Source organism: Leptolyngbya sp. KIOST-1 (assembly GCF_000763385.1).
Taxonomy (GTDB): domain Bacteria; phylum Cyanobacteriota; class Cyanobacteriia; order Phormidesmidales; family Phormidesmidaceae; genus Nodosilinea.
Window position 1 is genome coordinate 1,753,139 of sequence record NZ_JQFA01000004.1, and the last position, 14,186, is coordinate 1,767,324.

General features: G+C 59.2%; 8 protein-coding genes. 3 read left to right on the forward strand and 5 right to left on the reverse strand.

What is annotated here, in order from left to right:
* Positions 1-179 precede the first annotated feature (179 nt).
* Positions 180-2,390, forward strand: a complete 2,211-nt coding sequence (locus tag NF78_RS30050; protein WP_072016243.1) for an EAL domain-containing protein — start codon at positions 180-182, stop codon at positions 2,388-2,390.
* 124 nt (positions 2,391-2,514) lie between these two features.
* Here the strand turns inward: NF78_RS30050 and NF78_RS24740 are convergent, their stop codons facing one another.
* The 4 genes from NF78_RS24740 to NF78_RS24755 all read right to left on the reverse strand — a co-directional run bounded on the left by NF78_RS24740 (position 2,515) and on the right by NF78_RS24755 (position 10,873).
* The gene (locus NF78_RS24740) at positions 2,515-4,287 is read right to left on the reverse strand and encodes a putative bifunctional diguanylate cyclase/phosphodiesterase (protein WP_052050923.1); all 1,773 of its coding nucleotides are present in this window, start codon (positions 4,285-4,287) and stop codon (positions 2,515-2,517) included.
* A 3-nt stretch (positions 4,288-4,290) separates the two neighbouring features.
* On the reverse strand, positions 4,291-9,195 hold the full coding sequence (locus NF78_RS28600; RefSeq protein WP_072016244.1) for a PAS domain S-box protein: 4,905 nt from the start codon (positions 9,193-9,195) through the stop codon (positions 4,291-4,293).
* 197 nt (positions 9,196-9,392) lie between these two features.
* Complete coding sequence (locus tag NF78_RS24750; RefSeq protein ID WP_035992601.1) at positions 9,393-10,076, reverse strand: hypothetical protein; 684 nt, start codon at positions 10,074-10,076, stop codon at positions 9,393-9,395.
* Between the two features lie 182 nt (positions 10,077-10,258).
* Entirely contained in the window at positions 10,259-10,873 is a 615-nt protein-coding gene (locus tag NF78_RS24755) for a class I SAM-dependent methyltransferase (protein ID WP_035993999.1), read from the reverse strand.
* 70 nt (positions 10,874-10,943) lie between these two features.
* Here NF78_RS24755 and NF78_RS24760 point away from each other — a divergent pair, with 70 nt between their 5' ends.
* Both NF78_RS24760 and NF78_RS24765 read left to right on the forward strand, forming a co-directional pair.
* Entirely contained in the window at positions 10,944-12,509 is a 1,566-nt protein-coding gene (locus NF78_RS24760; protein ID WP_035992604.1) for a metallophosphoesterase family protein, read from the forward strand.
* 204 nt (positions 12,510-12,713) lie between these two features.
* A complete protein-coding gene (locus NF78_RS24765; RefSeq protein WP_035992606.1) occupies positions 12,714-13,322 on the forward strand; it encodes a hypothetical protein in 609 nt (202 codons plus the stop codon).
* Between the two features lie 175 nt (positions 13,323-13,497).
* On the opposite strand, the gene cobU is transcribed toward NF78_RS24765, so the two are convergent.
* Entirely contained in the window at positions 13,498-14,058 is a 561-nt protein-coding gene (cobU, locus tag NF78_RS24770) for a bifunctional adenosylcobinamide kinase/adenosylcobinamide-phosphate guanylyltransferase (protein WP_412768538.1), read from the reverse strand.
* Positions 14,059-14,186 lie beyond the last annotated feature (128 nt).

The window sequence follows — 14,186 nt, forward strand, 5'->3', positions numbered from 1 at the left end:
TCCAAAAAGCTAAGTGATATTGCCGATCTAAAACAACAATTTTATTTGCTATTAATTGGATGTTCTATAGCAATAAATAGCTGCCTGTCTTTTTTAGCTCAAAGAGTTTGTAAGCGTAACTTATAAAACGGAAAAGGAAATCCTGAGCACATTGGTGATACATTTTTTACATTGATGCGATGTTACAAAGCTTAAAAATGGAAAAAACTTCAACGGAAGTAGTTGATGGAAATGCCTGTGAAGTCGTTGCATCTAACCAAAGTAGTATTCAGGAATTAGAATACTACTCTAGAATTGGCAAGCCCAGTAGGCATGCATTGATCGTTTGCGATAGTAATACGATTCGGATTTTTCCCCTGGAAAAGGAAAAGCTAACCATTGGTCGCCATAATAGCAACGATATTGTTCTGCAGTATAAGGGGGTTTCTCGCCACCATGCCGTCATTCAGGCTATAGGTGAAACCTGCTGGATTGCCGATGGCAATGAGCAGGGAAAACCAAGTATGAATGGCCTGGCCATCAATGGTGTAGTGCGTAAGTCTCAACAGCTTCAGGATGGTGATCTAATTGTCATTTGTCGGGGTGTTTATTCACTATTTGTCAAACTTGAGGATGGCGATCGCAGTCCACTTGGTTATAAAAACTTTAAGAAGTTCCTGCTTGCCTGCATGCATCAGGAGCAATTATCTGATTTGCCTGCAAAAGTCCTATCGCAAACCATATCCCCAGAGTTCGTAGTATGCCTGGACGAAATAGGCACTATTTTATCCTTTAAAGAGGCTTTAGATATTCAAGATCTAAGCCTTTTTCGCCTATTCAAGCACAATATAGGTCGGCCTATTGACCACGTACTTGCTTCTGCTGATGAGTACAAGGTTATTAAGGCTATACAAGACATCAAAAGCATGAAGCCTGTTGAGCCCATTATTTGCGAGTTAATTACTGATCAGGAAAATAGCTTTTATGAAGTGCAGATTACGGCTGTGCGTCCTAACGTATTTGCCGCAAAATTCAAGCATACTCCTCAGAAAAGCTCTTTGGAAGAAAAGCTTTTGCACGATGTTCGTCATGATGCTCTGACTCAGTTGCCCAATCGCACATTATTTTTGAGAAAAGTTTCACGCCTGATTCAGGCCCATAGAGAGAAGGAAACCATTCCTCTATACGCCATTTTATTTATCGATCTCGATCGCTTTAAACTGGTGAATGACAGCTTTGGACACCTGGTTGGCGATCAGTTCTTAGTCCAGGTCTCTGAACGACTGAAGGCTTGTATGCGTCCCTCCGATCTGATCGCTAGACTTGGCGGAGATGAGTTTTCAATTTTATTGGAAGACCTAAACAGCACCGATGAAAGCATAGAGATCGCGATGCGAATTCAGCGAGAAATTTCAAAGCCCCTCAGTTTGAATGGACATGAGGTTTTTCCCAGCGCCAGCATTGGCATTGCGACCAGTGATTTGCGCTATCAGTGCGTAGAAGATATTTTGCGAGATGCAGATACCGCCATGTATCAGGCCAAGTTTTCAGGGCGGTCTCGCTATGTGGTGTTTAATCATCACATGCAGGGCAAAGCGATGGACAGTTTGAAGTTGGACGGCGATTTGAGACGAGCGCTGCAAAATCAAGAGTTCTGCATGGTTTATCAGCCCATTGTTGCCCTCAAGGGGCAAACTTTAATGGGATTTGAAGCACTGATTCGCTGGCATCATCCAGAACGGGGGCTGCTGAGTCCATCGGAATTTATTGCCCAGGCTGAGGAAAATGGCTTGATCACCGAGATTGGCACCTGGGCTTTAGACGCGGTTTGTGCCCAAATGCAGGCCTGGAACCAGATTTCACCGGAGTGTCAAGAGCTGTCGGTCAGTATCAATATCTCGTCTCAGCAGATGGCCGACGCCCGGTTACTGAAGACAATTCAAATGATGCTGGATAAGTATGCTATTCGCTCGGAGCAGCTGAAGCTTGAAATCACCGAAAGTATTGTGATGGACAACAGTCAATCAGCGGTCGATATCTTTAACCAGCTCAGGCAGCTGGGGGTGCAAATCTATATTGACGATTTTGGTACCGGCTATTCCTCGCTGAGCTACCTGCATCGATTCCCCATTGATGCCCTAAAAATCGATCGCTCGTTTATTGCCAGCATCGACGGTTCTGACGAAACAACCAGCCTCAGCATTACCCAGTCTATCATCGGCCTAGCTCACAACCTGGGGGTTAAGGTCGTAGCTGAGGGGATCGAAACGGTGCGGCACTTGCTTTACCTCGAGGCATCGCAGTGCGACTATGGCCAGGGCTACTTGTTTGCCAAACCCCTAGACGTATCCCAGGCTACTGCCATGATTCAAGCTCCAGATCGGCGGGTATGGCACTACGGCGATCACTAGAACCGGTGACAAAATTATAGTGATGGCCATTGCGTTCAGCCAAGGCGAATGCCTCAGGAGGCTGAGAACAGGGCTGACGCCGTTAGCGACATGGCTGAGGGACTCTTGCTGAGGCTGCAAAGGGTCAAGCTAGCGTCATTCCCGCTGGTTTCAACAGGGCATTGTTCACCGGGTTCGACTGTAGGTGAGTGTCGATGTCGGCCGCCGGGAGGGGCTTAGAGAAAAGGTATCCCTGTCCCAGTTCACAGTTAAGCTGCTGGAGACGGCGCAGCTGGGGCTCAGTTTCAATGCCTTCGGCGGTGACGGTCAGGCCCAGCTGCTGGCCCAGGGTGACGATGGTATCCACCACCTTGTATTTCGACTCAGAGACCTGAATTTGGTTGGTAAAGGATCGGTCGACTTTGAGATCGTTGACCGAGAACCGGTGCAGGTAGCCCAGGGACGAGTAGCCGGTACCGAAATCGTCGATGCTGATTTGAATCTGGCGCGATCGCAGGGCTTCGACAATGCCAATAGCGGTTTCGGCGTTGTCCATGATGGCGCTTTCGGTGATCTCTAGCTTGAGCCGGGCGGGGTTGATCTGGGTTTCGGCCAGGATTTGATCAATGTCGTCGAGGAGGGTAGAGCAGGCAAACTGCCGCACCGACAGATTGACGCTGACAGTCAACTCGCTCCAGCCCTGCTGCTGCCAGCGGTATAGCTGTTGGCAAGCCTGCCTGAGAATGAGAAGGCCCACGGGGACCACCAGGCCAGTCGTTTCCATCAGCGGAATGAATTCCCCCGGCGCGATCAGACCGCGCTCGGGGTGCTGCCAGCGCACCAGAGCTTCTAACCCAACCAGCGCAAACGTTTTGAGTCGAACAATGGGCTGGTAGTACACCACAAATTCCTGGCGTTCCAGGGCGCGCTTGAGATCGCTCTCCAGGGCTAGACGCTGCACCATGGTCTGATGCATTTCGGGACAGAAAAATTGATAGCTGCCGGCCCCCTGCTGTTTGGCCTGATACATGGCAATGCTGGCATCCTGCAGCGGTTGTTCGGGGTACTGGTAGGCGCTGTTGGCCAGGGCGATGCCCACGCAGGCGGTGATGAAAATGTCGATTCCAGCGACGGCAAAGGGGGTATCAAAGCTTTTTAAAATGCCCTGCACTCGGGGTTCGAGGCTGGGGACACCGTCGATCTGGCGCAGCAAAAAGCAAAACTCGTTGCCGCTCAGCCGGGCTAGCAAGTCTCCTGCGGCTAAGTGCGGCTTCAGCCGTTCGGCGATCGCGATCAGCAGCTGGTTGCTAACGGCATAGCCAAAGGAGCCGTTGATCAGCTTGAACTGGTCACAATCGAGGTAGACCACGGCAAAGTCTGCGGCTTTGGCCCGCAGCAAATCGGCCAGGTTCTGGGTGAGGCAAACTCGACTGGGCAGCCGGGTCAGGTCATCCTGGAGGATGATGGCTTGCAGCTGAGCCGTGCGCTCCAGCACCTTGGCTTCCAGATGGGTATTGATGGCCTCCAGTTGCTGGTACTGTTCGCGCAGCAGCAGCATCGACCGCACCCGGGCGGTCAACTCCAGACCGCTGACAGGCTTGCTGATAAAGTCGTTGGCTCCGGCCCCAAAGCAGCGGGCCAGATCCTGCTTTTCACTCAGAGCCGTCACCATAATAATTGGAATGGCGGCATGCTCTGGCATGGCCCTGATCCGCTGGCACACTTCAATGCCGTCGAGGTCGGGCATCATGACATCCAGCAAAATCAGGTCGGGATTGAGGTAGTCGAGGGACTCAATCGCCGCTACGCCGCTGCTGACATACTGCAGCTGATAGTCCTGGTCATCTAACAGCGTTTCGATGACGTCAAAATTGTTAGGGTCATCGTCAATCACCAGAATTGAGATCGGCTTCATCATCGATTACGCGTAGGTGAGCAGGTGCTGAACATGGGCGGTTAGCTGCTTGAGCTTGACGGGTTTACTCATGTACTGATTGGCGCCGGCGGCCAGGCAGCGATCGCGATCGGCCTCAGTGGCGAGGGCGGTGAGAGCAATGATCGGCAGGTGGGCCAGGCTGGGATCCGCTCTCAGGCGGCGAATGGCCTCCAGGCCGTCCATTCCAGGCATTTGAATATCCATCAGGATCAAGTCGGGATGTTCCGCCCGGGCCATAGCTACCGCCTCTTCCCCACGGCGCGCCACCGCTATACGGTAGCCTTTGGCGCTCAGGTAGTGGGCGATGGTGCTGATGTTGGCCTCCTGGTCTTCGGCCAGTAAAATCCGGGGCGATCGCCCCGGCGCAGGCCCCACCGGATGGTCAGGCGGATCGGCCAGCACGGGCGTCGATTCCCTGGGCCTGGCCGCTGGGGTATAGGGCAGCTCAACCCTGAAGCAACTCCCCACCCCGACCTCACTGGTCAGCGTCACCTGGCCGTTGTGCAGCTCGGTGATCTGCTTGACCAGGGCTAACCCCAGCCCGGTGCCCTGGTACTGGCGATTGAGGGCGCTATCAATCTGAATAAAGGGCTGAAAGAGCCTGGGAATATCGTCGGGGGCAATACCAATCCCGGTATCCTCGACGGTAAAGCGGATGACGTGCCGGGTGCTGTTGCCCTCGCGATGGGCGTCGGCGGCTACGGAAAGGAGCACTCGCCCCCCCTCTGGGGTGAACTTGACCGCGTTGGTGAGCAGATTGATCAATACCTGGCGAATGCGGCGCTCATCGATCACCAGTTCTGCCAGCTGGGCAGGAATGCGCTCGGCCAGCTGAACGCGCTTTTTGAGGGCCTGCTGCCGCACAAATGCCAGGCTCGACTGGCAGAGGGGCGCGATCGCCGTGGGGGCGAGATTCAGATCGATTTGCCCCGACTCGATTTTGGCCACGTCGAGAATGTCGTTGATCAGCGATAGCAGGTGGGTGGCGCTGGACTCAATGGTGTCGAGGGAGCGGCGCTGGCGGGGGGTGATGGGGCCAAACACCTCTTCCTGGAGCCCCTCGCTCAGACCCAGAATAGCGTTGAGGGGGGTGCGCAGTTCGTGGCTCATGTTGGCGAGAAACTCGTCTTTGAGCCGGGTGGCGCGGACCAGCTCGGCGTTGGTTTGCCGCAGGGTTTCCTCAGCGCACCTGCGATCGCTGACATCCAGCACAAACCCCTCCCAGACAACGGTTCCGTTGGCCTGTTCCTCGGGCAGCGACTCGACGCGAACCCACTTGGCCACGCCGCTGGCGGTGACGATGCGGTGCTCACTCTCAAACCGGGTCAGCTGCCGGGCCGATTGCTCAATCAGGGCTTGCAGGGGTTCGCGATCGGCCTCGACGACCAGGGACAAGAGCGCTGAGACATCCTGCATGGCCGTGGTGGCGGTCACCTCATAGATCTCCTGCACGCGGGGGCTGACGTAGGTAAAGGCCTGCTGACCGTCGGCCCCGAGGCTAAAGCGAAAGATCATGCTGGGGATGTTTTCGGTCAGGCGGCGGTACTTCATTTCGCTGGCCAGAAGAGCGGCCTCGGCCTGCTGGCGTTCGTCTTCGCCCTGTTTCCGGGCGCTGATGTCAAAATTGACCCCAATCATTTTGATCGGGCAGCTCTGCTCATCGTGCAGCACCTCGCCGTAGGCTTTGATGTGGTGAATGCTGCCGTTGCTATGCACGACTCGAAATTCAGAATCGTACCGGGTGGTGCCCAAAACGGCCTGGTGCAGCAATGTCTCGGTAGCAGCGCGATCCTCGGGGTGAATGCGCTTAGTCCACAGGGTGTAGGGCTGGGGTGCCGAGACTGCACCGCTCTGGAAGGGCACGTCGTAGAGGGCATACATGCGCTCATCCCAGGTGAGGACATTGTGTTTGAGATCCCACTCCCAGCAGCCGATCGCCCCCGACTTGAGGGCGATGGCCAGGCGCTGGGCCAGTTCTTCCCGCTCGAGTTCAGCCTGTTTGCGATCGCTAATGTCGGTCCAGAAGCCAATCACCTCAACGGGCTGGCCCTGATCGTCGCGCACCAGCTTGGTGTGGTCCTCGGCCCAGACGTAATGCCCATCGCGATGGCGAAACCGATACTGCTGGCAATGATGGCCCGTGATCAGCAAGTCGTCCATCTCGGTCAGGACGGTCTCCCTGTCGTCGGGGTGAATGCGATCGGTCCAGAAGCTGGACTCGCCGATGAAGTCGCTGGGCTGATAGCCAAAGATCTGGCTGACATTGGGGCTCATGTAGGTTGACCAGTAGTCGCCGCCCACTTTGCAGCTGTAAATCACGGCGGGGCTGGAGGACAGCAAAAACTCAAGCCGATCGCGCAGGCTTTGGTTTTCGGCCTCGATCCGCTGCCGCTGGCTCACGTCTCGAAAAATGCCCTGCACCACCCGGGTGGATCCCAGGGTGATGGTTGTGGCCGTAATATCGACCGGCACCTGCTGCCCGTCGGCGCGCACTATGGGCACGTTGACCGTCTGGTAGTGGTCCAGATCGATCGATTCATGAAACATGGCCCTGATCTCAGCCAGCATCTCCTGGGGATGGAGCTGGGACTGGTGCATCTGGGTCAGCTGGGCGCGGGAGTAGCCAAACAACTCTTCGGTACGGCGGTTGACTTCCAGGATGTGGCCCTGGGGGTCAGCCACCAGAATGGCGTCGCTAGCCCCCTCCATCAGACCCCGGTAGCGGGCCTCCCGCTCCTGCAGAGCGGCGGTGCGATCGGCCACCTGCTGCTCCAGGGACTGATTCAGTTCCAGCAGCTGCTGCTCGGCCCGCTTGCGATCGCTAATGTCGCGCACCAGGGCCAGCACCTCGTCGTCCCGGTAGGGCACAACGCGCACTTCTTCGATCCGAAAGTTGTCTGCCGTGGAGAGATCCTGTTCGTAGAACTGAATGGTTTGAGTGTCCAGGGCGCGCTGGATGGCGTTCAGGCGTTGTCGGGCCGCGGCAGGGGGCAGCGAGTCGCTGACGTGGGTGCCGACCAGCTCCGCCAGATCGCCCACAATCTGAAAAATGGGGCTGGCGGCAAACTCCAGGTAAATGCCATCCCGATTCAGCCGCACCAGCAGATCGGGCAGGGCCTCGATCAGGGCTCGCTGGTGGGCCTCGCTCTGCTGTAGGGCCAGCTCCGACCGCCTGCGATCGCTGATGTCGCGAATTAAAAACAGCACTTCATCCTGGCCGCACCGCACCGCCCGCACTTCCTCATCCTGCACGCGATCGCCCACCCGCAGCTGCTGCTCGTAGGTTTGCACCTCCCCCGTTGCCAGCGCCTGGCGAATGGCCTGGAGCTTCAGTGCGCTCAGGTCGGCGGGCAGCAGCTCCGAGACATGACGACCCACCCGACTCTGGGAGGACGGCACAATATCGAGCGGGTGCCCCTGGCTCAGAACTTCGCGGTAGCGGCCATCGGCCCCCATTCGCACCAGCAGGTCGGGCATCACCGAGAGCATCGCCCAGCTCTGGGCCTCCCGCTGGGCCAGCACCGTTTCGGCCTGGCGTCGCTCCTGGGTATTGGCCAGGGTCTGGGCCAGCACCGGCAGGAGCTGCTGGGTGTTCTCGTCCCACAGCATGGGACGGCCAAAGGTCAAGAATCCCACGTGACCCACCACACTGGTCTTTTGAATCAGCGGGGCTGACAGCACCGCCTGAATGTTAAATTGCTGCCAGCTGGCCCGATCGGTGGCGCAGGGGTCGGGCAGGGCGTCCACCTGGGGCACGCCAATCACCTCGCGCCTCAGCAGCGCGGCTGTGGCCCAGGGAAAGGCGGCCAGGGGGATGGATGCCGGGGGCTGGCTGGCCCCCTCGCAGCCGGGGCGGTACCACTGGTGGGTGACCCGCATGGTGCGATCGCAAGCCGGGGCGCTGAGACTGTCAAAGAGCGTCACGTAGCCGTGGTCGGCCTGGAGAAAGTCGCCAATCAGCTGCAGCGATCGCGTCACCTCGGCGTCGAAATCGGCGGCCCTGACGTCGACAAAGCGGCTGGTGACATCGACCATCAGCCGGTTGAGGTCGAGCTGGCGCACCACCGCCAGCTCCGCCCGCTTGCGGCAGCTCACCTCCAGGAGCACGCCAAACCACTGCACGGCTCCACCGGGCAGGCGCTCGGGCCGGAGGTTGGCCTGAATCCACTTAGTTTTGCCTGTCGGGGTGACGATGCGCCACTCGTGGCGAAAGGGCATCAGGGTGGCCAGGCTTTCGGCCTCGGCGGCGGCATAGCCCGCCCGGTCGTCGGGGTGAAAGAGATTGAAAATTAGCTCGGCATCGGCCAGGGTGGCGGCAATGGAGACCTCAAACAGATCGGGCCAGGTGGGGCTGACGTAGGTAAAGGCGCGATCGCCCTGCTGGTCCTGAATGGCGGTGTAAAGCACGCCGGGTTGGGTATCCACCAGCTTTTGAAATCGGGCCTCGCTGAGGTTGAGCGCCGCTTTGATCCGCTGGCGATCGCGGCGGTTTTGGGCCTCGCGCACCTCTCGCCGCACCGCCTCGGGCAGGCGGGCCAGGTTGTCCTTCATCAGGTAGTCGTGGGCTCCGGCCTTCATCATCGTCACGGCCTGCTGCTCACCGATAGTGCCAGACACCACAATAAACGGCAGGTCTAGCCCCTGCTCCTGCACGATGGACAGGGCGGCAGGGGCATTGAACTGGGGCAGGTTGTGGTCAGAAATCACCACGTCCCAGGGGCGAGCGTTGAGGGCATGGCGCAGTTCCGCCGCCGTTTGAACTCGCTCCCAGTCGAGGGCAAGCCCTCCCCGGCGCAACGTCTGAACGGTCAGCAGCGCATCGTCTTCGGTATCTTCAACGATTAAGACCTTAAGAAGGTCAGTTAAACCATTAGCTACAACTTCAGCCATCTCTCACCTACGACGCTTGAGCGCCGCTCTAACCCAGGGAACCCTGATCCGGTCAGGGGATAGTGCACGATCCTCTGCAGGTAGAGTACCCGGCCCATAGCAGTGACACGCTGAAGGCGGATCAATAAGTAACCTAAACTGGTCTTTTGGCTGAAAACCCGCTGTTGGCACTGGGGCTCTAGGGGCTGTCAGCTTGACTAAGGACTGGGGCGATCGCGCTCTAGCAGGGGCGGCACCAGGTCTCCGGCGGCGGCGATCGCCGTTCGCAGGTGCCGATTGGTATGTCTGGCCACCACCGCTGTGATCCGGCTGGCCTGATCCGGGGTCGTCCCCAGCTGCACCAGTCGGGCGATCAGCGCTCTGTTAAAGGCTGCGGCCAGGGCCGACTGATGGAAGCAGCCCGCCGCCAGGCGTGCCTCTGCCTCCGTCAGCTCAAAAATGCCCAGGGCTTTGACCGGCAGGGTGATGGTTTTGGCCCGGGGGGTGTTGTCCTTCGCCCTCAGCCACTGCTCGATCTTGGGATGTTGCCTGGCAAAGGTGCAAAAACTCTCCAGATAGGCCGCCTGACTGGCCAGGGCCACCGCCTGAGCCGGGGTAGGCGGCGTTTGGGTAGCCGCCACGTAGTACTCAATCAGCCCAGCCCCGATGGCAAGCAGGGGGAGGTTGGCCCCTACCAGTTTGCCCAGCGGAGAGTTGATTGCATCTAGCAGGGAGTCGAGTTGGTTAACCAGGGCCGCAACCGTTGGAATATTGAGGTCTTCCGCCGCCAGTGCCGCCGCCAGACCCAGCACCACATCGACGGCATCGGCGGTACCAGGCGAGGCCAGAGCGCCCAAATCGCCCAGGTCGGCAATCAAGAAGTTCCAGAGGCGGGTGGCCATGGCAGGCAGAGTCCCTAACGGCTAGGCTTCGGTGCAGCGGGGCTGAGCGCGATCGCCCCCCACAGACTGATCTAACGAATTTACTTATCAGCCTAACCGTACCCTACGGCGAATTGCCCCCAGACCACAATCTCTCCCAGCGCAGTCTCGGCGTTGTGCCCGCCAGGTTAAGCCTGGGTGGGCTAAGCCTTGGTGGCCACTCCCCGGTAGAAGTAGCCCATAATTTTCGGCAGCCGCTCCACGTAGGCGGCCGTCAGGCTCACCTGGTCAAACTGCTGCTCGATCAGCTGGCGCATGTTGCGGTTGATGTGACACCCTCCAGCAATGCGCTTTTGCAGAGGCGTCAGCCGATTTTGCCAGGTTTGAATGCCGGGCTCATCGCTGAGGCCGTGTTCAACAAAAAAGAACCGTCCACCGGGTTTGAGCACGCGGTAAATTTCAGCCAGGGCCTGCTCAATCTCAGGAATGCTGCACAGGGTGAACGTGCTGACTACACTGTCAAAGGTGGCCTCTGCCATGGGCAGGGCCTCGCCGCTGAGCAGGCGATGGTCGACGGCGATGGGCGAAGCATCGATGCGCTTTTGGGCCAAACGATGCACCCCTGGGCTGGGATCTACGGTGACCAGGTGACGCACATGGTCGGGGTAGTAGGGTAAATTTAAGCCGGTACCGAAGCCAATTTCCAGCACCGCGCCCTCCACCTCGGCCAGGACTTCCCGCCGATAGGGCTCCAGCGTGGTCCCGGCCATGGAAACGTCGATCAGGTAAGGCAAAATCCTTTCGTTATAGAGGCCCATGGGGCTCATGCTCCGTTGGTCGTCAGCACATCCAGGCTACGGGGTCATTTTACACACCGCACCTAGCGCTATGTCTCTCAAACTGATAACCGAACCGTCGATTGAGACCAAAATTCGCTGCATGGAGCAGCGGGTGCGATGGCAGCATGCCCAGGTGGTCGAACGGGGTATCGACCAAACCCGCCTGGTAATCGACGAAGGCGGTGCCGATGACGACGCCTTCTCGTTTCTGGTGGTGGGGGACAGCGGCACGGGGCGGCACCGCAGCAGCAGCCCCCAGCGGCAGGTGGCCGAACAACTGCTGCCCCACCTCGACTCGGCCCGCTTTACCCTCCACACGGGCGATGTGGTGTACCTGGTGGGCTCCCGTGACCAGTATCCGACCAACTTTATCAAACCCTACCGCGAGTGGCTGGTGGGGGGCGACGACTACCGAAAGATTCCCTACGATCGCATGGTGTTCAACCACCCCATCCTGCCGGTCCTGGGCAACCACGACTACTACGACCTGCCGGCGCTGATTGGGCTGGTGTCGGGGATAACCGGGCCGCTGCGCTATGCCCTGCGCTCCTACCTGGACCTGGACGTGGGCTGGCGCGGCTCCCAGCGGGGCGATGCCTACGCCAGGGCATTTTTGGACTACCTCAGGGCGGTGCCGCCCAGCCAGCTGGGTCAGCACCTGGAGGCCCACTACACCAGCCCCGTGGAAGACTGCGGCGGCGGCACCCTGGCCCTCACCTACCGCCCCGGCCAGTTTACCCGCCTGCCCAACCGCTACTACACCTTCCGCTACGGCGGTATCGACTTTTTTGCCCTCGACTCCAACACCTTTAACCAGCCCCTGCCGGTGATTCACGACCGGGCCAGCCGTCAGGAGCTACAGCGGCAGTGCCAGCAGCTCGAGGCCGCCAAGGCCGACCTGATGCGCCAGGCGGGCATGGACGTTCTGGGCCTGGACGGCGACGATCCCCAGGAGGACATCACCGAGCAAATGGAATCGATCGACGAGCAGCTCAACGACATTGCCAAGCAGCTCGACAGCGCTCGCGTATCAACCGTGGATCTGGCCCAGCTCGACTGGCTGCGCGATCGCCTGATCGCCTCCTGGCAAAACCCAGCGGTGCGCGGGCGCATTCTGTTCTTTCACCACCCGCCCTACGTCAGCGAAGCCACCAAGTGGCCCCAGGGACAAACCCTGGCGGTGCGTCACCACCTGCGCCAGGTGCTCAACGCCGTCGCCACCGAGGTGGGCGAGGCTGCCCAGGGCCGCCCCCTAGTGGATTTGGTGCTCAACGGCCATGCCCACTGCTTTGACTACCTGCGCACGGGCGACACGGGCCACGCCGACGCCCACACGGCCTGGGTGGTCTGCGGCGGCAGCGGCTACAGCCTCAGGCGGCAGCGCAAGGAAGGCCCCGAGATCACCGAGACCCTGGATGGCACGGTGCGCCCGGTGGCCAAATCGCACCTGTATCTGGGCCGCACAGGCGACGGCAGCCGCCTCAAGCGCCCCTACTCTGGTCTGCGCGTAGAGGTAGCCCCAGGCAATCCGCCGAAGCTGACCCTGACCCCCCTGGTGGCGGAGAAGTTTGACGGTAAGTGGCGCGGGGTTGAGCTGGAGGGGTTTGAGGTATAGGGCTGGGGAGCCCCCAGCAATTGCTCCCCCGCCCTGGGGACTCTTACCCAAGGTCGCAATCGCTAGACTGGGGGTACTCAATGCGGCCCAGAGCTAGCGGTGACGTTTGGCCAGTGGAAAAACTGGCAAGAACACCACGGATGGCAAGCTGGACTTGGTACAGAGTTTTCTGTACAGCATTTCTGTACAGCGGTATGGATGGGCATGAAAGCGATTGTTGTTGCACTGGCGGGTCTGGTGCCGTGGCTGGTGGTGGGGTGTACCCCGAACCGGTTTCTCTCGCCGGAGGACTTGCTGGATCCCGAGCGGATTGTATCCCAATGCCCGGAGGGAACTACAGCGGGAGAGGTTGAGCTGCTGGGGAGTCGGCAGGAGCAGGGCCGGGCAATTGTCCTGTACCGGACCACCTGTGCCGGGGCCGACCTCGATGACCCCTACCAGAACTACGACTTGCTGGGCAGCTCAATTTTTGCCTGGCGGGGGTGGCAGTGGCAGCTCCAGGGTACTGGTTCGGCGGCCTGGAATGTGGATGAGCGTTCCAGGGCCGAGGCCGAGGCTGGCTACATCGATCTGATGGGCAGCACGACCACCCGATCCCCCCTGCACAGCACCATTCAAATTCTGTTTGGGCGGATCCATTCTCCAGCGGTGGCAGCCGTGGAGGTTGTACTGGGGAATGGTCAAATCCTGCGGGATGAGGGCACCAACGACTTCTATGCCATCTTTATTCCGGCAAACCAATCTCCCCAGGCGGTGCGGGTGGTGGGACAGGACAACCAGATTCTGCGGCAGGAAAAGTATCCCCAATCCTGAGCCCAGCCGGCTCTGTAATCCTGAGCCCAGCCGGCTCTATAGCGATGGCCCTTGCGCTTAGGACATTGGCCTCTTCCAAAGGCAAAAACTGGGGCGGCGCAATGGCGTATAGCCATCGCTTCAAAGGCGTTGGCCACGTCCTAACGGTTCTGGCGATGGCTATCAATTCTCCGGGCTAAACCGGGTGCCCCAGGGCCTTCACATCCACCGCATACCCGGCGATGACGACATACACCGCCCCAGCGACGGTGCCCACCCGGCGGGTGAGATAGCCCAGGCGATCGCGGAACAAGCGCCCCACCGGGTAGGCAGGCACCACCCCCCAGCCGGTTTCCTCAGAGACCAGAATGACGCGGCTGGGGCTCTGCCGCAGACTCTCAATTAGGGCCTCAACGGTGGCTCGCCAGGTGGCGTTGTCCTGCTCCAGCAGGTTGGCCAGCCAGGTGCCGAGGGAGTCAATCAGCAGGCAGTCCTGGGCGGTGGCGGCAAGGATGACTTCGGAGAGGGCGATGGGTACTTCCCGAAGCTGCCAGTGGGCGGGGCGGCGATCGCGGTGCAGCGCCACCCGCTTTTGCCAGTCCAGATCCGCCGGATCATCTGTGGACGTGGCGATGTAGGTGACGGACTGGCCAAACTGGGCGGCTAGGGCCTCGGCCAGGGCTTCAGCCCACTCGCTTTTGCCCGAGCGGGCCGGGCCGGTGACTAGAGCAATGCGGGGAGGGGAGGACAAAGGCACTGGGGAGTAAGTTAACGCCTGGATTGTAGCGATTAGTCGCTAAGAGTGGGCAATACCTACCCTTAGCGATCGCGATTAAGGAAAGCGTCAATTTGCTGGGCCAAACCTTCGCTTAGCCCAGCTGAGAG

What these genes read in the sequence shown, in the direction of transcription:
- NF78_RS30050 (WP_072016243.1), top strand. Translation starts at nt 180, where the DNA reads ATGTTACAAAGCTTAAAAATGGAAAAAACTTCAACGGAAGTAGTTGAT.
- NF78_RS24740 (WP_052050923.1), bottom strand. Translation starts at nt 4,287, where the DNA reads ATGATGAAGCCGATCTCAATTCTGGTGATTGACGATGACCCTAACAAT.
- NF78_RS28600 (WP_072016244.1), bottom strand. Translation starts at nt 9,195, where the DNA reads ATGGCTGAAGTTGTAGCTAATGGTTTAACTGACCTTCTTAAGGTCTTA.
- NF78_RS24750 (WP_035992601.1), bottom strand. Translation starts at nt 10,076, where the DNA reads ATGGCCACCCGCCTCTGGAACTTCTTGATTGCCGACCTGGGCGATTTG.
- NF78_RS24755 (WP_035993999.1), bottom strand. Translation starts at nt 10,873, where the DNA reads ATGGGCCTCTATAACGAAAGGATTTTGCCTTACCTGATCGACGTTTCC.
- NF78_RS24760 (WP_035992604.1), top strand. Translation starts at nt 10,944, where the DNA reads ATGTCTCTCAAACTGATAACCGAACCGTCGATTGAGACCAAAATTCGC.
- NF78_RS24765 (WP_035992606.1), top strand. Translation starts at nt 12,714, where the DNA reads ATGAAAGCGATTGTTGTTGCACTGGCGGGTCTGGTGCCGTGGCTGGTG.